Origin of the sequence: Novosphingobium sp. (assembly GCF_041905565.1) — a bacterium.
Taxonomy (GTDB): domain Bacteria; phylum Pseudomonadota; class Alphaproteobacteria; order Sphingomonadales; family Sphingomonadaceae; genus Novosphingobium.
This window is the reverse complement of sequence record NZ_JAYRKX010000012.1, coordinates 43336-63652: the sequence shown is the minus strand read 5'-3', so window position 1 is coordinate 63652 and position 20317 is coordinate 43336. Positions and strand designations below refer to the sequence as shown.

General features: G+C 67.2%; 17 protein-coding genes. 7 read left to right on the top strand and 10 right to left on the bottom strand.

The genetic code is table 11. The features are described 5' to 3' along the window. Positions 1-54 precede the first annotated feature (54 nt). From ACE3N9_RS10960 to ACE3N9_RS10945, 4 genes are read left to right on the top strand one after another with little or no spacing between them, the layout of a single operon-like run. On the top strand, positions 55-879 hold the full coding sequence (locus ACE3N9_RS10960; RefSeq protein ID WP_374283751.1) for a glutathione S-transferase family protein: 825 nt from the start codon (positions 55-57) through the stop codon (positions 877-879). Position 880: 1 nt separating this feature from the next. Continuing rightward, positions 881-1633 carry a glutathione S-transferase family protein gene (locus ACE3N9_RS10955; protein ID WP_374283750.1) on the top strand — a complete coding sequence of 251 codons (753 nt, stop codon included), beginning with the start codon at positions 881-883 and terminating at the stop codon, positions 1631-1633. A 3-nt stretch (positions 1634-1636) separates the two neighbouring features. Beyond that, positions 1637-3202, top strand: a complete 1566-nt coding sequence (locus ACE3N9_RS10950; protein ID WP_374283749.1) for a class I adenylate-forming enzyme family protein — start codon at positions 1637-1639, stop codon at positions 3200-3202. A gap of 52 nt (positions 3203-3254) precedes the next feature. Further along, positions 3255-5366 carry a PQQ-dependent dehydrogenase, methanol/ethanol family gene (locus ACE3N9_RS10945; protein ID WP_374283748.1) on the top strand — a complete coding sequence of 704 codons (2112 nt, stop codon included), beginning with the start codon at positions 3255-3257 and terminating at the stop codon, positions 5364-5366. Between the two features lie 113 nt (positions 5367-5479). Here ACE3N9_RS10945 and ACE3N9_RS10940 read toward each other — a convergent pair whose 3' ends face one another. Genes ACE3N9_RS10940 through ACE3N9_RS10925 form a run of 4 tightly spaced genes read right to left on the bottom strand, consistent with a single transcriptional unit; the run spans position 5480 to position 8988 of the window. Next, a complete protein-coding gene (locus ACE3N9_RS10940; RefSeq protein ID WP_374283747.1) occupies positions 5480-6484 on the bottom strand; it encodes an alcohol dehydrogenase catalytic domain-containing protein in 1005 nt (334 codons plus the stop codon). After that, positions 6481-7320 carry an SDR family NAD(P)-dependent oxidoreductase gene (locus tag ACE3N9_RS10935; RefSeq protein WP_374283746.1) on the bottom strand — a complete coding sequence of 280 codons (840 nt, stop codon included), beginning with the start codon at positions 7318-7320 and terminating at the stop codon, positions 6481-6483. Before ACE3N9_RS10935 ends, ACE3N9_RS10940 begins: the two co-directional genes overlap by 4 nt. After that, on the bottom strand, positions 7317-8435 hold the full coding sequence (locus tag ACE3N9_RS10930; protein ID WP_374283745.1) for a Rieske 2Fe-2S domain-containing protein: 1119 nt from the start codon (positions 8433-8435) through the stop codon (positions 7317-7319). The genes ACE3N9_RS10935 and ACE3N9_RS10930 overlap by 4 nt, the downstream gene beginning before the upstream one ends. 16 nt (positions 8436-8451) lie before the next feature. Continuing rightward, complete coding sequence (locus tag ACE3N9_RS10925) at positions 8452-8988, bottom strand: 2,4'-dihydroxyacetophenone dioxygenase family protein (RefSeq protein WP_374283744.1); 537 nt, start codon at positions 8986-8988, stop codon at positions 8452-8454. Between the two features lie 188 nt (positions 8989-9176). Here ACE3N9_RS10925 and ACE3N9_RS10920 point away from each other — a divergent pair, with 188 nt between their 5' ends. Then, complete coding sequence (locus tag ACE3N9_RS10920; protein WP_374283743.1) at positions 9177-10004, top strand: beta-etherase; 828 nt, start codon at positions 9177-9179, stop codon at positions 10002-10004. A 99-nt stretch (positions 10005-10103) separates the two neighbouring features. On the opposite strand, the gene ACE3N9_RS10915 is transcribed toward ACE3N9_RS10920, so the two are convergent. After that, a complete protein-coding gene (locus ACE3N9_RS10915) occupies positions 10104-10361 on the bottom strand; it encodes a DUF6356 family protein (protein WP_374283742.1) in 258 nt (85 codons plus the stop codon). A gap of 100 nt (positions 10362-10461) precedes the next feature. Between ACE3N9_RS10915 and ACE3N9_RS10910 the strand changes: the two genes are divergently transcribed. Continuing rightward, positions 10462-10941, top strand: a complete 480-nt coding sequence (locus ACE3N9_RS10910) for an Lrp/AsnC family transcriptional regulator (RefSeq protein WP_374283741.1) — start codon at positions 10462-10464, stop codon at positions 10939-10941. On the opposite strand, the gene ACE3N9_RS10905 is transcribed toward ACE3N9_RS10910, so the two are convergent. The 5 genes from ACE3N9_RS10905 to ACE3N9_RS10885 form a co-directional block, all read right to left on the bottom strand. After that, the gene (locus tag ACE3N9_RS10905) at positions 10938-12875 is read right to left on the bottom strand and encodes a TonB-dependent receptor domain-containing protein (RefSeq protein ID WP_374283739.1); all 1938 of its coding nucleotides are present in this window, start codon (positions 12873-12875) and stop codon (positions 10938-10940) included. The two genes, ACE3N9_RS10910 and ACE3N9_RS10905, sit on opposite strands and share 4 nt — an antisense overlap. A gap of 71 nt (positions 12876-12946) precedes the next feature. Further along, a complete protein-coding gene (locus ACE3N9_RS10900; protein WP_374283738.1) occupies positions 12947-13510 on the bottom strand; it encodes a VOC family protein in 564 nt (187 codons plus the stop codon). Further along, a complete protein-coding gene (gene hppD, locus ACE3N9_RS10895; RefSeq protein ID WP_374283737.1) occupies positions 13507-14607 on the bottom strand; it encodes a 4-hydroxyphenylpyruvate dioxygenase in 1101 nt (366 codons plus the stop codon). Before hppD ends, ACE3N9_RS10900 begins: the two co-directional genes overlap by 4 nt. A gap of 195 nt (positions 14608-14802) precedes the next feature. Next, on the bottom strand, positions 14803-15789 hold the full coding sequence (locus ACE3N9_RS10890) for an agmatine deiminase family protein (protein WP_374283736.1): 987 nt from the start codon (positions 15787-15789) through the stop codon (positions 14803-14805). A gap of 4 nt (positions 15790-15793) precedes the next feature. Then, entirely contained in the window at positions 15794-17494 is a 1701-nt protein-coding gene (locus ACE3N9_RS10885) for a M28 family metallopeptidase (protein WP_374283735.1), read from the bottom strand. Positions 17495-17605: 111 nt separating this feature from the next. Between ACE3N9_RS10885 and ACE3N9_RS10880 the strand changes: the two genes are divergently transcribed. Then, complete coding sequence (locus ACE3N9_RS10880; protein WP_374283734.1) at positions 17606-20314, top strand: bifunctional [glutamine synthetase] adenylyltransferase/[glutamine synthetase]-adenylyl-L-tyrosine phosphorylase; 2709 nt, start codon at positions 17606-17608, stop codon at positions 20312-20314. Positions 20315-20317: the final 3 nt, after the last annotated feature.

The window sequence follows — 20317 nt, the reverse complement described above, 5'->3', positions numbered from 1 at the left end:
CCTGATCATAGTCCGTTTTAGTATGCAAGACATACAAAATGGGAGAGCATCGGGATGGCTGACGTCACCCTCTATCACTGGGAACCGAACGCCAATTCGGGCAAGCCGATGCTGGCCCTGATGGAAAAGGGCGTGGCGTTCGACAGTCATTACATCGACATGCTGAATTTCGATCAGCACCGCCCCGAATACCTGGCAATCAACCCGCAGGGGACCATCCCGGCGATGACGCACAGTGGCCCGTGGGGAACGCGCGTGCTGGTCGAATCGACCGCGATCATGGAATACGTCAACGAACAGTTCGACGGGCCGGACCTGATGCCCGGCGATGCGCGCGACCGCTGGCGGATTCGCTGGTGGATGAAGTTCATGGACCAGTGGCTGGCCCCGAGCTTTTCGATGTTCGGATGGAAGTTCTTCGTCGGCCCCAATGCGCTGAAAGCCCACGGGCAGGACAAGATCGAGGCGCAGATCGCGCGCATTCCGCTGCCCGAACGGCAGACCGCCTGGCGCAAGGCGGTGTTCGGCCTGTTCAGCGAGGCAGAGATGGCTGAAAGCGGCCGCCGCATCGGCCTGGGCATCCAGATGCTGGAGGCGGAACTCGGCAAGCGCGAGTGGCTTGCCTCGGACCAGTATTCTCTGGCCGACGTCAACGGCTTCAACCTCGCCTATGCCATGCCGCTCAGCCAGCCGCACCTCGCCAATGACGAAGTGACGCCCAACATCATGCGCTGGCTGCGCGCGATCTATCGCCGCCCGGCAACGCGCGAATGCTGGAAGCTGGGCCGCACGCCGATGGCCAGCCGAGTCGAGATTCTCGAACAGGACTACATCCCGCCGCGCGACGAAAGCGAAGGCATTGCGAGCGGAGTGCGCTGAGATGGGCATGATCCTTTACCACGGTGAGCCGAACGGTCCTTCGCTGGCGGTGCTGGCCGCGCTGGCCGAAAGCGGGGCCCAGGCGGACTGCCGCCGCATCGACCTGCTGGCGGGCGAGCGTCACACCTTGCCGGGCCTGAGCGATGCCACCGCGCGCGACATGGGCGTTGAAGGCGAAGGCCCGGTGCTGGTGGTGGACGGCGAGGCGATGACCGAAAGCGTGTTCATCGCCCAGTTCCTTGACGAAAGCGGGCGGCAGACGCTCCAGCCCAAGGATCCCTATGCCCACTGGCAGATGCTGATGTGGTGCCGCCGCGTGACCGAACGCTGCGCGCCGGCCGCCGCGTTCCTGGGTTGCCGCGCCCACAGCGCGGGCAAGCTGGGCACGCCCGTCATTGCCAGCGAGGACCTGGCAGCGCGCTGGGACATGGTGCGCCGGGGCGACTTCCCCGAAGAGCAGGTGACGGATTCGCTGCGCCATGTCACCGAGGCGGTCGACATGGTGGAACAGCAACTGGCCGATGGCCGCGACTGGCTGATGGGGCCGCTCACCCTGGCCGACTTCGAAACATACGGCTGGCTGGCCGGCATGACCGAACTGGTTCCCGACGCCTTCGCCGGGAAAGGCCGCGCCGCTGCCTGGCTGGGCCGGGTGCGCGCGCATCCGTCCGTCCAGTCCGCACTGAGCCGCACCGCGACCACCACTCCTGAAACCTCCTGGGCGCCCGGCCCGGAAATCAACCGCTGGGGATAAGCCATGCGTTCCATCGACTATTTCGACCGCGGTCACGACCGTGACCCCAGCCGCCTCGCGATCATCGACACCGCCAGCGGCCTCAAACTGACCTTTGCCGAGGTCAAGGAACTGAGCGAGCGGATCGCCGCCGCCCTGCAGCGCGGGGGTTTTCAGAACCAGGACCTGCTGGGGCTCTACGGCCCGAACGATGGCATGCTGCTGGTCGTGCTGCTGGCGATGTGGCGCGCGAACGGCAAGTGGATCCCGGTCAACACCCGCAACGCGATCGACGCCAACGCCGGTTACATCAACTACGTGCGCTGCCAATGGATGTTCTACCATTCGAGCAAGGCTGATGAAGTGGCGCAGCTGCGCGCGCTGTGCCCGCCGCTCCAGCACTTCGTCTGCCTGGATCAGCCGTGCGGCGGCGATCCCAGCCTTGCGCAGTTCATGGCCGGAGTGACCGCCGCTGACTTCGTCGAACCGGAAATCGACGCCTTCGGCAACATGATGGACATGGTCGGGATATTCCCCACCGGCGGCACCACGGGGCCGAGCAAGGGCGCGAATGTCACCAACCTGGGTTGGGGGACGATGATCGAGACCGCGGCCGATGCGATGGGCGGGCGCACCGACAGCCCGGTCGCGCTGGTCTCCGCGCCGATCACTCACGCCGCTGGGCCGATCGCGCTGTCGACGCTGAGCCTGGGAGCGACCCAGGTGATCCTGCCCGGCTTCGATGCCGAGGAAGTGCTGAGCACGATCGAGCAGTACAAGGTCACCCACATGTACCTGCCGCCGACCGCGCTCTACCAGCTGCTCGCCTCACCCGAGATCGGCAATCACGACTATTCCAGCCTGAAGATCTTCATCCTGGTCGGCAGCCCGTGCAGCCCGGAAAAGCTGCGCCAGGCGGTCGACGTGTTCGGGCCGTGCATGTGCCAATCCTATGGCCAGGTCGAATGCCCGATGATCGTCGCCTGGTTCCCGCCCGAGGACGTCGCCCGGTTCGCCCGCGAGGCGCCGGAAAAGCTGGCCAGCTGCGGCAAGGTCACCCGCTCGATCAAGGTCGCGCTGCTCGATGACGATGGCCGGCAGGTGCCGCTGGGCGAAGCGGGTGAAATCTGCGCGCGCGGCGTGCTGGTGTCGCATAGCTACTTCGAAAAGCCCGAGGAAACCGCCGAAGTGCGCAAGTTCGGCTGGCACCACACCGGCGATGTCGGCAAGTTCGACGCCGAAGGCTACCTCTACATTGTCGACCGCAAGAAGGACATGGTGGTGACCGGCGGCTTCAACGTCTTCACCGCCGAGGTCGAGGCCGCGATCACCGAATTGCCGCAGGTGCGCGAATGCTGCGTATTCGGCGTGCCGCACGAAAAGTGGGGCGAACAGGTTCACGCCGTGGTCGTGGGCGAGGGGATCAGCGCAGAAGCTGTCATAACCCACACGAAAAATCGCCTGGGCGGGGTCAAGGCGCCGAAAACAGTTGCATTTATAGACTCGATTCCGCGAACTGCTGCAGGCAAGATGGACAAGAAGGCGCTGCGGGCCCCCTACTGGGGCGGCACCGACCGGATGGTCAATTGATTCGACCCCGGCGAAACAGCCGGGGCGGGGGGACTTAGGAGAGGGACCTGAAATGCGATTGAAGCTGCTCGTTGCGATTGCCTTGTTGCCGCTGGCCGCCTGCGGCAAGCAGGCCTCCGCGCCGGTAACCGAAGGGGTGACCGATGCGATGATCGCCTCTGCCCCGGAAGGGGAATGGCTGACCTATGGCCGCGATTACGGCGAACAGCGCTTTTCGCCGCTGACCAAGATCAGCGACCAGAACGTGGGCGAACTGGGCCTGGCGTGGAGCCACGACCTGGAAACCGCGCGCGGGCAGGAAGCCACCCCGCTGATGCACGACGGGGTGCTTTACGTTTCCACCGCCTGGTCGATGGTCAAGGCGTTCGACGCCAAGACCGGCGAACTGAAGTGGTCCTATGATCCCAAGGTCCCGCGCGACACGCTGGTCCGCGCCTGCTGCGACGCGGTGAACCGCGGCGTCGCGCTTTATGGCGACAAGGTCTATGTCGGCACGCTCGACGGGCGGCTGGTCGCGCTCGAACAGAAGACCGGCAAGGTCGTGTTCGAACAGACCGTGGTCCCCAACCAGAAGGATTACACCATCACCGGCGCGCCGCGCGTGGCCAAGGGCAAGATCCTGATCGGTTCGGGCGGCAGCGAATACAAGGCGCGCGGTTATCTCGCCGCCTATGATGCGCAGACCGGCAAGGAACTGTGGAAGTTCCACACCGTGCCCGGCAACCCGGCCGACGGGTTCGAGAACAAGGCGATGGAAGAAGCCGCCAAGACCTGGGGCAATTCCAAGTGGTGGGAACTGGGCGGTGGCGGCACCGTGTGGGATTCGATCACCTATGATCCCGCGACCAACCTGGTCTACTTCGGCACCGGCAATGCCGAGCCGTGGAACCCGGCCGCCAACGGGCGCGAGGGCGACAGCCTTTACACCAGCTCGATCGTCGCGGTGGATGCCGATACCGGCGAATACAAGTGGCACTTCCAGGAAACCCCGGAAGACCGCTGGGACTTCGATTCCAACGCCCAGATCACCGCTGCCGATCTGGACGTGAACGGGCAGAAGCGCCGCGTGGTGCTGCATGCGCCTAAGAACGGCTATTTCTACATGCTCGATGCCAAGTCGGGCCAGTTCATCAGCGCGGGTTCGTTCGCGCCGCAGACCTGGACCACCGGGATCGACCCCAAGACCGGGCGGGCGCAGATCAACCCGGATGCCAAGTATGAGAAGACCGGCAAGCCGTTCCTGGCCCTGCCGGGCGCGGCGGGCGCGCACAGCTGGCAGCCGATGAGCTTCAGCCAGCAGACCGGCCTCGTCTATATCCCCGCCAACCTGGCCGCCATGCCTTATGCCGCAGCCAAGGACTGGAAGCCGACCGACATCGGCTTCCAGACCGGGATGGACGGCGCGCTGACCGCCGCTCCCGCCGACAAGGCCGTGCGCGAAGGGGCCAAGGCCGCCACCACCGGCGCGCTGATTGCCTGGGATCCGGTCAAGCAGAAGGAAGCCTGGCGCGTTACTTTCACCGGGCCGTGGAACGGCGGCACGCTGTCGACCGCGGGCAACCTGGTGTTCCAGGGCAATGCCGATGGCTATTTCGCCGCCTACAGCGCCGACAAGGGCCAGAAGCTGTGGTCGTTCCCGACCCAGACCGGGGTGATCGCCGCGCCGATGACCTACCTGGTCGATGGCGAACAGTATGTCGCCGTGATGGCCGGCTGGGGCGGCGTGTGGGACATCGCCACCGGCGTTGTCGCCCGCAAGAGCGCCGGGCACTACAACATCAGCCGCCTGCTGGTGTTCAAGCTGGGCGCCAAGGGCCAGCTGCCCGCGATGAAGGAACTGAACCAGCTGCCGCTGGATCCGCCGCCCTTCACCGGCAAGCCGGAACAGGTTGCCGCCGGGGCGGACAAGTTCGCCCGCTACTGCTCTGTCTGCCACGGCGATGCCGCGCTGCCGGGCACGATCAACCCCGACCTGCGCCGTTCGCAGTACATCAACGCCGCTGAAGGGATCCGCGCGGTGGTGATCGACGGGGTGCTGATGCACGGCGACAATCCCAAGGGCATGGTCTCGTTCAAGTCGGCGCTGAGCGCCGATGACGTCGAGAACATCCGCCAGTACCTGATCAAGCGCGCCAACGAGGACAAGGCGCTGGGCGACAAGTAGGCCAGGGCAGCCCCTTCCTGTCGATGGCGGGAAGGGGCGCCAGGGCCCAGCAAAAAGGGGTTTCGAGAGCGATCCCGAAACCCCTTTTTTGCGTCTCCCGGCCAAGGGCGCCGTCAGGGCGCGATCAGCACCTTGCACTGCGCGGTGCGGTGTTTCAGCGCGGCGAACACTTCTGGCACGGCATCAAGCCCGATCGTTTCGGTCACCAGCAGGCGCGGTTCGGCCGCGCCCGCGCTCAGCGCGTCGAGCGCAGCCTCGTAATCCTGCCGGGTGAAGAAGGCGCTGGTCACCAGCCGCACTTCCTTTTGCAGCATGGCAAAGGTGTCGAGCGTATCGGGCCGGGTGCACAGCCCCAGCAGCAGCACCGTGCCGCGATTGCGCACCTGCCGCACACCTTGCGCGATCAGTCCCGGCACGCCGACGCATTCGAACACCACATCGGGCTTGCCGTGGGGAAACGCGGCATCGCTCGCCGCCACCGGATCGGCCGCCCCGGCGATGAACGCCTGCGCCCCCATCGCCAGCGCGCGGTCTTGCTGCCAGTCGGCCAGGTCCTGCACCACCACGCGGCCCGCGCCCATGCGCCGCGCCCAGAAGGCGACCGCCAGGCCAATCGGCCCCGCGCCCAGCACCAGCGCGCTGTCCCCGGGCTTGAGGCCCGACAGCCGCACCCCGTGCAGCGCCACGGCCAGCGGCTCGATAATCGCGCCATCGGCCAGGCTGGCGCTGGCGGGCAGCTTCACGCACTGGTTGGGCCGCGTCACGGCATATTCAGCGTAGCCGCCGCCCTGCAGGCCGAAGCCGGCGCACCACTGCACCTCGCCCTTGCGGCAGTGCTCGCAGGTCCCGCAGCTCTTGAGCGGAATGACCGAGACGAGATCGCCCGTCTTCAGCCCCTCGGCGCCTTTACCCAGTGCGACCACTTCACCGGCGAACTCGTGGCCGAACACGTCGCCGGGGCAGGCGCCATAGGCGGCGTCTTCGGCCATGTGCAGGTCGCTGCCGCAGATCCCGCAGCGCGCGACCTTGACCACCACTTCGCCCGCACCCGGCGCGGGATCGGGCAGCTGCTCCACTGCCAGCGGCTGGTGCAGCCCGGTAAAGATCGCCGCTTTCACCGCGGCGGGCCCAGCGCCACGCCGCCGTCGATCAGCAGGGTCGATCCGGTCATGAAGCTGGAGGCATCGCTGGCCAGATAGAGCGCCAGCGGCTTCATCTGGTACGTTTCGGCCATGGCCCCCAGCGGGATCGTGGCATCGAACGCCTGCTTGACCGCCGGGTCCTGCTTGGCCCAACCGCCGCCGATGTTGGTGACGAACGGGCCCGGCGCGATGGCGTTCACCCGGATGCGGAACCGCGCCAGTTCCAGCGCCAGCGCGCGGACCAGGTGCAGCACGCCCGCCTTGGCCGGGTGGTAGGGCATCGGCACGATCGGCTCCAGGATCAGCCCGGCGTTGCTGGCCGTGGCAATGATCGACCCGCCCCCCCTTCCACCACTGGCGCCGCCCGCCTTCATCGCCCGCGCGGCGGCGCGCATGGTGTTGTAGCTGCCGGTCAGGTTGATCGCGATGCTCCGGTCCCACAGCGCCGGGTCATAGGTATCGACCTGTCCATCTTCCACCCGGCTGCCGTCCGGTGCGACGAACCCCGGCCCTTCGCCCAGGCCCGCATTGGCGAAGCATATGTCGAGCCCGCCATAGGCGGCGACATGGCCCGCGACCGCCGCGTCGCAGCCGGCGCGGTCGGTCACGTCGAGCACGGCGGTGCGCACCGCGTAACCCTCGCCCGCCAGGCGCGCGGCTTCGCGTTCCAGCCCGGTCGCATCGATGTCGGTCAGGGTCACGCTGGCCCCGGCCTCGGCCATCGTCTCGGCATAGGCGAGCCCGATGCCCGAGGCCGCGCCGGTCACCAGCGCGCTGCGCCCGGCAATGGCGAACTGGTCGAGCGCCTTCATACCACCGGCAGCACCGGATCGGCGCTCCCTTCCTGGCGGGCGAGCAGCGCATCGAGCTTTTCCGACCCCGGCCGGGCGCGTTCGCCGCGCGCTTCGCCCGCGATCAGCCGCGCCAGCATCCGCCGCGCCTTGGCTCCGGCGACGTCCGCTGGGATGCCGACCGGGCGCAGCTCGTCGATATGCCGCCCGGCCAGCGCGGCCTGCTGCGCTTCGATCATCGGCTTGTCCTGCACGGCAAAGGCATAATCGATCGACCCCTGCCAGAACGCTTCCACCGCCGGATCGTCCAGCCCGTGATTGCGCACCACGGTCCAGTAATAGAGCGTGCGATCCTGGCTGACCGGGGTCAGGTGGTGGCCGGTGAACACCCAGGCGCCCTTGTCCCGCGGCTGGCTGGGCGGGGTGATCCCGACATCCAGCAGCAGGTGCCCCGGCGCGTCCCAGCGCATGTAGAGCCAGTGATCGACCGGATCGGTGGCCTTCATCCCCAGCTGGCTTTCCATCAGCTGGCCCCAGACCGGCGCGGCATCGCCATTGGGGCACCAGCGGTTGGCCCAGACGGTCGATCCGGCCTCCAGCGTTTCCAGCTTGCTGATGGTGATCGCCTCGCTCGACAGGGTGCCTTCGTGGAGGAAATCGGCGTGGGTCAGGTCAAGCAGGTTGTCGCTGATCAGCTCGTAATTGGCGGCCACGTCCATCACCCCGCGGATCACGGCAAAGCCCGGCGCGGAATAGCAGCTGTAATCGGGCAGCAGCGCCTCGTCCGCCGCGTCCGCCTCGCCGGTCCACAGCCAGATCGCGCCGTGGCGTTCGATCAGCGGAAAGGCCGGCACCCGCATCGCCGGGGAAATTACCCCGCCGCGATGCGGGTTGAGCACGCAGGCCCCGCTCTCGCCGAACACCATGCCGTGATACATGCACTGCACGTTGTCGCCCACCTTGCGGCCCATGTGCAGCGGCGCGAAGCGGTGCGGGCAGAGGTTGCCGATCGCCACCGCCTCGCCATTCTCCTTGCGGTAGAGCAGCACCGGTTGGTCGCAGATGGTGCGGGTGATCAGCTCATCACCCAGCTCGTGCGACCAGGCGGCGACATACCACGCGTTCTTGAGATACATGGGCGCGCCCTCCGGCCTAGAGGTAGAGCTTGGGGTTGATCGGAATCCCGTGTTCCTTGCAGTGGTTTTCGTAGTGTTCCATGAACCACCACACGTCGGCGGTGAACGCGAAGCTGGCGTCCGAATTGTAGAATTCGATCGGCCCCTGCATCCAGCCGAACAGCTTGCAGCCCTGCGGGTGTTCGGTGACCAGGGTGTGGCTTTCGCCCGGCACTTCCAGGATCAGCCCGCCCGGCGTCGCCACCCAGTCATATTCCAGATAGCGCACCGATCCTTCCAGGCACACCATGGTGATCGTGCCGCGGTGCAGGTGGGTGCCGACCGCGCCCGGACCCTTGACCCACAGGATGTTCGAAAACAGGTTCTGCCGTACGTCGAAGGCGAGGTGCTTGATCGCGGCATTGTCGCCGAACGGTACCCACGGGCTGTCCACATCGGTCAGCGCGTCGATATAGCGCCCGCCGGGGCTGTGGCGCTGGACCAGTTCGCGCTGGGCGAACGGCACGTCGACGATTTCGGCATAGGTGCTCGGCGGTCCCGGATTCTGGGCCATGTCTCACTCTCCCATTGTGTTGTCAGGTTCATCCGGAGAGCATGGCGGGCCCCGCATCCGCCGATTCCCTGCGCAGAATCGGGGCGTTCCATCCTCTCTGGAAATTGTAAGTTATTACGCCTATTCTTGCGCCAAACCGGATCGGACGCAAGCCCCGCGTGATGGCCGGAAAAAGAGAGGATTTGCCAATGGCCAAGGACAACCGCATCACTTTCTATGACCTGCAACACGCCAGCGGAGCGACCACCAGCCCGTTCGTCTGGGCGACCAAATATGCCCTGAAGCACAAGGGGTTCGACCTTGACGTGGTCGATGGCGGGTTCACGGGAATCATGGACCGCACCGGCGGGCGCAGCGAACGCCTGCCCGCGATCCAGGACGATGGCGAATGGGTGCTGGATAGCTGGCTGATCGCCGAATACCTCGATGCGAAGTACCCGGATCGGCCGACGCTGATTCCCGATCCGGCGATGAAGCCGCTGATCGAATTCCTCGAAGGGTGGCTGTGGAAGACGGCGGTGGGGCCGTGGGTGCGCTGCTATGCCGTGCAGTACCGCGACCGCTGCAAGCCGGAGGACGTGGCCTACATCACCGAAAGCCGCCTCAACATGTGGGGCGCGCCGTGCGAGGAGCTGGCCAAGGGGCGCGAGGAAGTGTTCGGCAAGGTCCTGCCCGAGCTGGAACCGCTGCGCACCTTGCTGCGCGATCGGCAGTGGCTGGGCGGCGACGCGCCGAACTATGCCGATTACCGCGCGCTGGCGGTGTTCCTGTGGTGCGCCAGCTGCGCCGATGTGCCGCCGATGACCGATGACGAACCGCTGCGCGACTGGATCGACCGCGGGTTCGACCTGTTCGGCGGGCTGGGCCGCATTCCGGGGATGAGCCCGCTGTTCGGCTATCAGCCGCGCGCCGGCGACCCCGAACCGTTCGACCGCAACCCGCGCGTGTTCGGGCTGACCAGCCGCAACACCGGCCCGGCCAGCACCGCATCGGAAACCGCGCGGCTCAAGAGCTGATCGAAGTGGTGTAGGGGCCGGCCAGCCTGCCCGTAAACGCGACCCACAGGCGCGTGGCCGGCCCCTGCCTCCCCCCGTGCGGGGGCGGGGGAGGGTGCTTCAGATTACAAAGTCGAGCACCGCGGGCATTTGCACCCGCGCCTGCTTGCGGTTGCGGTTGACCACCATGATGTCATGCAGCGCGCCGATCTGGCGGCTGCCGGTCTTGACGAACAGGAACGGCAGCAGACCGTGGATCAGGCAGGCGATCCCGCCCAGGATCATCCGCAGGCCGAACCCCGTGGCCATGGCCAGATGCTCGCCATAGCTCTCGTCAACGCTGGCGGGATGCTCGGTGAACAGCTTGGTCAGTGACATCGGTGAAAGCTCCTTGTTGCGTGCAAGGATATGAGCGCGGCGGTGCGAAATCATCACCTGATTTCTGGCAATTTCGGGAGAGTACGGTTAATTTGTCCCAATGAATGATCAAATCGCGCAACTGGATTCGATTGACTGGGCGATCCTGGGGGTCTTGCAGGCCGATGCCGCGATCCCGGTGCACGAAGTGGGCGAACGCGTTGGCCTGTCCAGCAATGCCTGCTGGCGGCGGATCAAGCGGCTGGAGGACAGCGGGGTGATCGCGCGGCGGGTGGCGCTGGTCGATCCGGCGCGGCTGGGCCTCGCCACCACGGTGTTCGTCGCGATCCGCACCCAGCGGCACGATCCCGAATGGCTCGAAGCGTTCCAGCGCGGGGTCGACCGGATCGACGAGGTGATCGAATGCCACCGCATGGCCGGCGATGTCGATTACCTGCTCAAGCTGGCGGTGCGCGACATCGCGCATTACGACCGGATCTATCGCCGCCTGATCGCCGCCGTGCCGGACCTGGCCGACGTCAGTTCCAGCTTTTCGATGGAGCGGATGAAGCACACCACCGCGCTGGTCCGCCCGATCTAGAAATCGGCCGCCAGCTGCAAGGTGAAAGTGCGCGGGGCGTTGTAGGTGAAGCCGCCGCTGGTGCTGACCTGCCAGCCATAATTGTTGAACGCGTTAAGCAGCTGTGGCCGCAGCAGCCAATCGGCCCCGGCCGCCGTGAAGCGATAGCGCGCGCCCAGATTCACTGTGGTCCGCGCCGGGGCATAAAGCGTATTTGCCGCATTGCCGACCCGGCGCGACAGGCTTTCCAGCGCCATGTCGAAGCTCAGCGCGCTTTTGCCGCCGCGCGGCCGCCAATCGACATTGGCCGCGCTGCGGCGGCGGATCTGGCCAACCGGGCGCATGCCGATCAGGTGGCTTGCCACCGCTTCGCCCGAGATATGCGGATCAAGCAGCATGGTCCCGCCAACCAACGTCAGGCCCGGCGCCAGCTGGCCGGTCAGCGACAGTTCCACCCCCTGGTTGCGCAGCGTGCCAAGTTGACGATAGCGCAGCGCCGGATCGAGGTTGAAATAGGGCTTGGTGATGCGAAAGCCGCCCGCGATCAGGGTCAGGCGCGGCGAAATCGCATATTTGATGCCCGCTTCGACCTGACGGGTGTGGATCGCGGCGGGGGCTTCGGCGCGATTGGTGGCGACATCGGGGGCGACCAGCGCTTCTTCCTGGCCGTGGCTGACCCCGGCATAGAGCATGACATTGCGCAGCGGGCTGTACGATGCGCCCAGATTGAACAGTAGCGGGCGGTCGCGCGTGACCGGATCGACCAGGGCTGGGTCGGCAAAGTCGATCGTCTTGCGGTAGCTGGTAGTGGAAACACCGGCATCCAGGCTGAAGCCGCGGTCCGATACGGCCGACCAGGCCAGGCCATAGGTCAACTGGTTGACTTGATCCCGGTTTTTGGCGCCCAGCGCATAGGGCGGGAGCGGACGCAGATCCGGCCGGAGGATGGTGCTGGGGCCAAGCGCCACGGTGCGGCTGCCGCCAAAGCGCCGGTCCCGGTCGCGCCCGCGCAGGCTGGCGGTTACCTGGTGGCTCAGGCTGCCGGCCTGCCAGTGCTTCACCAGCCGCAATTCCCCCGACAGCGAGGCATCGCGATTGTGGCCATCGGCAATCACGCGGCGCGCGGCCACCGAACCATCGCTGTCCACGCCCGCCATGATATCGGAAAAGACGCTGCGCTGGATACGCACATTATAGAACAGGCCGGCTTCCAGCCGCAGCCCGCCCAGCGGGGTCTTGACGATGCCGCCGCCGGTCCAGCTGTCAGTCTCGCGCGGGGTCCAACTCTGGGTCAGGTCGATTCCGCGTTCGATCTGCGGCGGGGGCGCTGTGCCGATCGGGTAATAGGACGGGCGCGCTTCGTCGCTGCGGGTAAAGAACCCCCCGCCGAACAGCAGCACTTCGGTTTCCGGACGGGGGCGCCAGCCCAGGGTCAGCCCGAAGTTGCGGAACTGGCTGCGGCCGCCTTCGAAGCGGTGCGAATTGCGCCCGCCGATGCCGCCCGCCAGCCCCAGTTCGCCACCCGCCAGATCCTGCTTGAATTCCAGCGAGGCGCCTGGCCCGCGCGCGCTCGATCCGGATTCTTCAAGATTGAGCGAATAGACGGTCTTGCCATCGGGCTTGGACAGCGAATAGTCGACCAGTCCGGTCGGCGCGGGGAATGCATAGCGCAGCGTGGCCGGGCCGACGCGGATCGTGTTGCCATCGATCAGGCGCATCGACACGCGGTCGATCTGGTCGAAGTACAGCCCTTCCAGCCGGACGTTGCCGGCATCGACCGGATTGAACCCGCGCACGTCCTCGCTGGTATAGAGCCCGGTCTTTTCGTTGCCGACCGATCGCCCGAAGGCGTCGCTGGACTGCGTGGTGGCATTTTCGCTCACGCGCTGCGCCTGCGCTGCTTGCGGCTGCGCCAGCAGGCAGCAGGCTGGCCCCAGGATGATGAACGATCGCACCCCGATTCCCATAATGCCCTGGCCGGGCAGGGGAAGTGCGAATTGTGTATCGTAGATGTATCAGGCGCGCATCAATCGGCCGCGGCATCGCCGCGTTCGGCCGGGTCTTCGTGCAGCCAGGCGGCGTGGCGCGGGGCGCGCCTGGTCTGGCTCCATTCGTCGAGCATGGCGGGGGCCAGTTCGCGCAGCTCGGCATATTGCGCGGCCGTGCCGATGTTGCAGGCCAGTTCCAGCCGGTGGCCGTTGGGATCGAAGAAATAGATCGAGCGGAAAATGCCGTGGTAAGTGGGGCCAAGCACGTCGATCCCCTGGGCTTCGATATGCGCCTTGGCGGCCAGCAGCGCGGCCTCGTCGGCCACTTCGAAGGCGAGGTGCTGGACCCAGGCCGGGGTATTGGGATCGCGGCCCATCTCGGGCTGCTGCGGCAGCTCGAAAAAGGCCAGCACATTGCCCCCGCCGCAATCGAGGAACACGTGCATGTAGGGATCGTCCTCGCCGGTGGAGGGGACGGTATCCTCGGCAAAGGCGGTGGTGTAGGTCATCCCCAGCACCCGCGAATACCACTCGACCGTCTCCTTCGCGTCGCGGCAGCGATAGGCGACGTGGTGGATGCGCTGGAGGACGGGGGCGGTCACTGCGCCGCTCCTTCCACCTGCAAGGCCCCGCGCCGCAGCTGGTCGCGTTCCATGCTTTCGAACAGCGCTGTGAAATTGCCTTCGCCGAAGCCTTCGTCCTTCTTGCGCTGGATGAATTCGAAGAACACCGGGCCGACCATCGTTTCCGAAAAGATCTGGAGCAGCAGGCGCGGGTCACCCTGCTGGGTCGAACCATCCAGCAGGATGCCGCGCTGTTGCAACTGGTCCACCGGCTCGCCGTGGCCGGGCAGGCGCTCGTCCAGCATTTCGTAATAGGTCGCGGGCGGGGCGGTCATGAACGGGGTGCCCAGCGCTTTCAGCCGGTCCCAGGCGCCGATCAGGTCGTCGCAGGCAAAGGCGATGTGCTGGATCCCCTCGCCGTTGTACTGGCGCAGGAATTCCTCGATCTGTCCGCCGCCGCTGCGGCCTTCCTCGTTCAGCGGAATGCGGATCTTGCCGTCGGGCGCGGTCATCGCCTTGCTGGTGAGGCCGGTGTATTCGCCCTTGATGTCGAAATAGCGGATCTCGCGAAAACCCGCGATCCGTTCATAGAACGCCGCCCAGTGCGCCATGCGCCCGCCATAGACGTTGTGGGTCAGGTGATCGATAGTGTGGAACCCCGCGCCCGCCGGGTGGCGATCGACGCCGGGCAGGTAGACGAAGTCGATGTCATAGATCGACAGGTCTCCGTGTTCCTGCCCCTCATAGCGGTCGACCAGGGTGATGATCGAACCGCCGATCCCGCGGATCGCGGGCAGGCGCAGTTCCATCACTCCGGTGCGGCTTTCGACCGGTTCGGCCCCGCGTTCCAGGGCCAGCTTGTAGGCCTTGGCGGCGTCCTTCACCCGCCAGCCCATGCCGCAGCACGATGCGCCGTGTTCGGCGGCGAACCAGGCCGCAGGCGAACGCGGCTCGTAGTTGGCGATCAGGTTGATCCCGCCCTGCCGCCACAGCTGGACGTCCTTGGAGCGGTGCTGGGCGATCAGGGTAAAGCCCATCGCCGCAAAGACCGGCTCCAGCAGGCCCTTTTCCGGGGCGCAGAATTCGATGAATTCGAAGCCGTCGAGGCCCAGCGGATTGTCGAACAGGTCGGCCATCGGCCCAAGGTCTCCCGGTTGATAAGGTTGCAATTGAAACTATTGCAGCGCCTGCGTGGAGTCAATCGCCCGCTACCCATACCTTAATAACCGTCACCCCGGGCTTGACCCGGGGCCCAGCTTTTGGCGCCGCACAGACAGCTGGCCCCCAGGTCAAGCCCGGGGTGACGAGGGGTTTGGCGGAGCGGTGCTGACTTACAGCACCGGCATCTGCTGGCTGGCGCAGTGGAAGCTGCCGCCCCCGGCCAGCACGGCATCGGCCAGAATGCCCACCACCTCGCGGCCCGGGAACAGTTCTGCAATCGCGGCGACGCCATCGGCGTCGTGCTGGGTGCCATAGGTCGGGACCACCACCAGCTTCGAGGTGATCGCGAAGTTCATGTAGCTCGCCGGCTCGATCCGCCCGTCAGTTTCGACCCGGCCGGGCGAGGGGACTTCCCGCACGCTCACGCCGAATGCCTCGGCCCGCGCCTTGGCATCGGCATAGATCGCGGCGTTGGGATCGTCCGCCCCGGTGGCGCGAGGCAGGGCCAGCACGTTCGGGGCGACGAACCGGGCGAGGTTGTCGACATGGCCATCGGTGTGATCGTTGATCAGTCCGTCGCCCAGCCACAGCACGCGGCTATAGCCCAGGTCGCGTGCCAGCCGCGCTTCCAGGTCGGCGCGGGTAAGCGCCGGGTTGCGGTTGGGGTTGAGCAGGCATTGCTCTGTCGTCGCGACCAGCCCGGTGCCATCGCCGTCCAGCGCGCCGCCTTCCAGGATCCAGTCGCAGGTCTCGACCGGCAGACCGGCGCTCTCAGCCAGTTCCGCCCCGATTTCCTGGTCGCCGTCCATCAGGTACTTGCCGCCCCAGCCGTTGAAGCCGAACCTGCGGGCGATCTGCCGCGCGCCGTCCTGCACCACCAGCGGCCCGGTATCGCGCAGCCACACGTCGCCATAGCGCCGCACTTCCAGCGTGACGCTCGCCGAACACAGCGCGCGGGCGCGCGCCGCATTGGCCTCGTCGCGCACGATCAGCCGCACTGGCTGGCCGCTCTCGGCCACCGCGCTGGCGAACTGCGCGATCTGTTCCTGCGCCCGGCCAAGGAAGCCCGGCCATTCGACCGGATCGTGCGGAAAGCCCACCCACAGCCATTGCTGCGGGTGCCATTCGGGCGGCATGGCCAGCGCGGGCGCGGTCATCGGCTTACTTGCCTGCCTTACGCAGCTCGGCGCGGCTCTGGTCGCGGATGGCGCGGAATTCGTCGCCCGGATGCCAGTTCGGCCAGTCGGCGGTCATCGCCAGCGAGCGGCCGAGGCGGTAATAGAGTTCGCCTTCCTGGAGGATGCCCGACCAGTCCCACTTGCCGTCGAACTGGTCGCTCGGCTGGTGGTAGTCGTTCTTGACGTACTTGCCGGCCACCGCTTCGGCCGCGGCCTTGCCGCCCGGCACCCAGTCGCTGCCGCGCCCCACCGCGAACATCGGCACGCCGCGCTTGGCCATGCTGAAATGGTCGCTGCGGTAATAGTGCCCGCGCTCGACGTGGTCCTCGGGCGTTTCGTACAGCTTCATCGCCCCCATCGCCGCCTTGAGGTAGCGGGTCAGCTCGCTCTTGTCGCCGCCGGTCACCTGCACGTCGCGCGCCGGGCTGCCGGGCGCGATGGCGTCCATGTTGACCCCGCCGACGGTCCTGTTCAGCGGATAGACCGGGTTCTGGGCGTAGAATTCGCTCCCCAGCAGGCCCGATTCCTCCAGCGTCACCGCCAGGAACACCTGGCTGCGATCGGCCGCCCCGGCCTTGACGTTGGCCTGCGCCAGGCTGGCGAGCAGTGCGGTGCCGGTGGCATTGTCGACCGCACCGTTGCACACGTCATCACCTTGGGCATCAGCCTTGCACCGCCCCAGATGATCCCAGTGCGCGGTGTAGAGCACATATTCATCCGGCCGCTTCTTGCCGGGCAGAATGCCGATCACGTTGCGGCTCTGGCCCTTGCGGATCTGGTTGTCGAACTTCAGGCTGGCCTTCAGCCCCAGCGGCACGGGCTTGAACCCCTTCTGCTTGGCCGCTGCGCTCAGCGCGGTCAGGTCCTGTCCGGCGGCAGCGAGGATCTGCTTTGCCACATCGTTCTGGACCCAGCCGTTGGCCTGGGTCTGGTCCATCGCGTCGTTCGGCTTCTGGACGAAGTATTGCGCGCCGCCCCAGCTCGATTCGACCACGTTCCAGCCATAGGCGGCGGGGAAAGTGTCATGCACGATCAGCGCCCCGGCCGCGCCCTGGCGGGCGGCTTCCTCGAACTTGTAGGGCCAGCGGCCGTACCAGGTCATCCGGCGGCCCTTGAACAGGCCCTGTTCGCTGGCCGTCTCGTAATCCGGGTCGTTGACCAGGATGACCGCGATCTTCCCCTTCATGTCGATCCCGGCATAGTCGTTCCAGCCAAGTTCCGGGGCGTTGATGCCATAGCCGACGAACACCAGTTCGGCGTCGCGGATGTCGGTGCTGGCGGTAACGCGGTAGGACCCGGCGACGAAATCCTTGCCCGGCGCGAACAGCATGGTCTGCTTGCCGCCGGTCACGGCCAGCCCCGCCACGTTCTGCGCGGTGATTTCCACGGTCGGCACGTCCTGGGTCCAGCTGCCCCTGTTGCCGGGCTGAAGGCCGGCAGCCTTGAACCGGTCGATCAGGTAGGCCACCGTCTTGTCCTCGCCCGCCGTGCTGGGGGCGCGCCCTTCGAACGCGTCGGAGGAAAGGGTGCGGACCATTTCTTCCAGCCCCGGCTGGCTGAGCGCCACCGGGGTGACACTGGGCACCGGCAGCGGCTTGGCAAGCGCCGGGGCGGACAGGGCAAGAGCAAGGGCGATGAACGGCAGGCGGTGCTTCACGGGACGGACCTCGTTGATTTGCGTCATTGCCGCCGCTTGGCAGAGCGCGGCAGGCCTATCAAGGGCGGCAATCGACGAATGACTTGATTGGCCGACCACGGACAGGCAGGGCAGGTATGGCATGAGTTACGACCGGGCATGAGTTACGACTGGACCGCAGCAATCGAACGCGCGCGGGCGCACGCGCCGTTCCTCGCCCATGGGCTGGACAAGCTGCCCGCGTTGGAAGCGCTGCTGAGCGCGGGTGACGGGGCGGGCGCGCTGGCCTGGGCCAAGGCCGCCGGGGCGGACGCGGGCGATGTCGGCCGCGCGCTGCGGCGCGAAAAGCTGGCGCTGGCCGTCGCGCTCGCCGTGGGCGACCTGGCGGGCGCGTTCCCGCTGCTGATTGTCACGGGCGAACTGTCCGCCTTTGCCGACCGCGCGCTGGATGCCGCGATTGCCGAGGCGATCCATCGCCGCGTGCCCGATGCGCCCAGCCAGGGCTTCCTGGCCCTGGCGCTGGGCAAGCACGGCGCGCAGGAACTGAACTATTCGTCCGACATCGACCCGATCCTGCTTTACGATCCGCAGACCCTGCCCCGCCGCGAACGCGACGAGCCGGGCGAGGCGGCACAGCGCGTCGCCCGCACGCTGATGGAGTTGATGAGCCACAAGACCGAGGACGGCTATGTCTTTCGCGTCGACCTGCGGTTGCGCCCGGCCAGCGAGGTCAGCCCGCTGGCGATCCCGATCGACGCGGCGCTGAGCCATTACGAAAGCTCGGCCCTGGCGTGGGAGCGCGCGGCCTTCATCCGCGCCCGCGCCTGTGCCGGCGATGTCGCGGCGGGGGAACAGTTCCTTGCCTGGATCCGCCCCTTCGTGTGGCGCAAAAGCCTGGATTTCGGCGCGATTACGGAGATCGGGCGGCTGACCCAGCGGATTCGCGCCAACCATTCCGGCCCGGCCCGGCCCGGCCCTGGCTTCAACCTGAAACAGGGGCGCGGCGGTATCCGCGAGGTCGAATTCTTCGCCCAGACCCACCAGCTGATCCATGGCGGGCGGCACCCCTCGATCCGCCTGCGCGGCACCCGCGCCAGCCTCGATGCGCTGGCCGAAGCGGGGCTGATCGATCCAGCCGACGCCGTGCTGCTGGGCGACAGCTATGACCGGCTGCGCCAGGTCGAACACCGCCTGCAGATGGTGGCCGATCAGCAGACCCATTCGCTGCCGGATGACGCGCAAGCGCTCGACAACGTCGCGCGGCTCGATGGGCTGCCTGATGGCGCGGCGCTGGTGGCCGAACTGGAAGCGATCACCGAGGCGGTCGGACTGCGCTATGACCGGCTGATTGCCCAGCATGCCGGGGATGGGGACAGCGTGGTCGCCGTCGCTCCGCAATGGGGCGAGGCGCTGGAAGCGGAACTGGCGCGGCTGGGTTTTGCCGATCCGGCCGACCTGTCGCAGCGGATCGCCGGCTGGCGCGATGGCAAGCTGCGCGCGCTGCGCAGCGAGGCGGCACGCGCCGCCTATGACGCGATCCAGCTGCCGCTGCTGACCGCGCTGGCCAAATCGCCCGAACCGGACCGGGCGCTGCTGCGCTGGGAACAGCTGCTCGCCAACCTGCCGAGCGCGGTCAACCTGTTCCGCCTGCTCGAAGCGCGCCCGGCGCTGCTCGAACTGCTGGCGCGGATCCTCAGCCTGGCCCCGCCGCTGGCCGATGCCCTGGCGCGGCGTGCGGACCTGCTCGATCCTCTGATTGATGCCTCCGCCTTCGACCTGCCGGGTAGCGTCACCGAACTGGCCGCCGAATTCGCCTCGGGCGAGGTGGACGGCGATTACCAGCACATGCTCGATCACGTCCGGCGCAAGGTCAGCGAGCGGCGCTTTGCCCTGGGGGTCCAGCTGATCGAAGGGGCGCGCGATCCGATGGAGATCGGCCAGGCGCTGAGCCGCGTGGCCGAAGCCGCGCTCGATGTGCTGGCCCGCGCCGCCACCGCCGAATTCGAACGCGCCCATGGCAAGGTGCCGGGCGGTGAACTGGTGGTAATGGGCTATGGCCGGCTTGGCGGCGGGGTGCTGACCCATGCCTCGGACCTCGACCTGGTGTTCCTGTTCACCGGCGATCACGCGGCGGACAGCGACGGGGCGCGGCCGCTGGGCGCGACGCTCTATTTCAACCGGCTGGCCCAGCGGGTGATCGCGGCGCTCTCGGTCCCCACGGCCGAAGGCGCGCTCTATGAAGTCGATACCCGCCTGCGCCCGTCTGGCGAGCAGGGGCCGATCGCGGTCAGCCTCGACAGTTTCGAGCGCTACCAGCGCGAAAGCGCGTGGACCTGGGAACACATGGCGCTGGCCCGCAGCCGGGTGCTCTACGGGCCGGAAGCAGGCCGGGAGCAGCTCGAAGGGATCGTCCGGCAGGTGCTGACCATGCCGCGCGATGCGGAAAAACTGCGCGCCGACGTGCACGAGATGCGCAGCACAATGGCCCGGCACAAGCCGGCCAAGGGCGCGCTCGATGTGAAGCTGGCGCGCGGCGGGCTGGTCGATATCGAATTCATCACCCACTACCTGCAACTGCGCGATCACCGGGGCCTAAGCCCCTCGATGGGCGCGGCGGTGGCGCAACTGGCCGAGGCGGGGCTGCTGCCCGGCGACGTGCCGGCCGCCCACGGCATGCTGGGCCGGTTCCTGATCGCCGCGCGGCTGCTCGCCCCCGATGCGCAGGAGCCGCCGCCCGCGGCCCGTGCGGTGCTTGCCAAGGCCTGCCAATGCGGCGATTGGCAGGCGCTGAGCGCTGCCCTCGCCGAATCGCGCGCCGCCGTGGCGCGGGCCTGGGCGGCAACCTTTGGCGAAACACTGGAGATCTGAGGC

Bases quoted from the DNA above. Each gene is read 5' to 3' on its own strand.
- ACE3N9_RS10960 (WP_374283751.1), top strand. From the start codon at position 55: ATGGCTGACGTCACCCTCTATCACTGGGAACCGAACGCCAATTCGGGC.
- ACE3N9_RS10955 (WP_374283750.1), top strand. From the start codon at position 881: ATGGGCATGATCCTTTACCACGGTGAGCCGAACGGTCCTTCGCTGGCG.
- ACE3N9_RS10950 (WP_374283749.1), top strand. From the start codon at position 1,637: ATGCGTTCCATCGACTATTTCGACCGCGGTCACGACCGTGACCCCAGC.
- ACE3N9_RS10945 (WP_374283748.1), top strand. From the start codon at position 3,255: ATGCGATTGAAGCTGCTCGTTGCGATTGCCTTGTTGCCGCTGGCCGCC.
- ACE3N9_RS10935 (WP_374283746.1), bottom strand. From the start codon at position 7,320: ATGAAGGCGCTCGACCAGTTCGCCATTGCCGGGCGCAGCGCGCTGGTG.
- ACE3N9_RS10930 (WP_374283745.1), bottom strand. From the start codon at position 8,435: ATGTATCTCAAGAACGCGTGGTATGTCGCCGCCTGGTCGCACGAGCTG.
- ACE3N9_RS10925 (WP_374283744.1), bottom strand. From the start codon at position 8,988: ATGGCCCAGAATCCGGGACCGCCGAGCACCTATGCCGAAATCGTCGAC.
- ACE3N9_RS10920 (WP_374283743.1), top strand. From the start codon at position 9,177: ATGGCCAAGGACAACCGCATCACTTTCTATGACCTGCAACACGCCAGC.
- ACE3N9_RS10915 (WP_374283742.1), bottom strand. From the start codon at position 10,361: ATGTCACTGACCAAGCTGTTCACCGAGCATCCCGCCAGCGTTGACGAG.
- ACE3N9_RS10910 (WP_374283741.1), top strand. From the start codon at position 10,462: ATGAATGATCAAATCGCGCAACTGGATTCGATTGACTGGGCGATCCTG.
- hppD (WP_374283737.1), bottom strand. From the start codon at position 14,607: ATGGCCGACCTGTTCGACAATCCGCTGGGCCTCGACGGCTTCGAATTC.
- ACE3N9_RS10890 (WP_374283736.1), bottom strand. From the start codon at position 15,789: ATGACCGCGCCCGCGCTGGCCATGCCGCCCGAATGGCACCCGCAGCAA.
- ACE3N9_RS10885 (WP_374283735.1), bottom strand. From the start codon at position 17,494: ATGACGCAAATCAACGAGGTCCGTCCCGTGAAGCACCGCCTGCCGTTC.
- ACE3N9_RS10880 (WP_374283734.1), top strand. From the start codon at position 17,606: ATGAGTTACGACTGGACCGCAGCAATCGAACGCGCGCGGGCGCACGCG.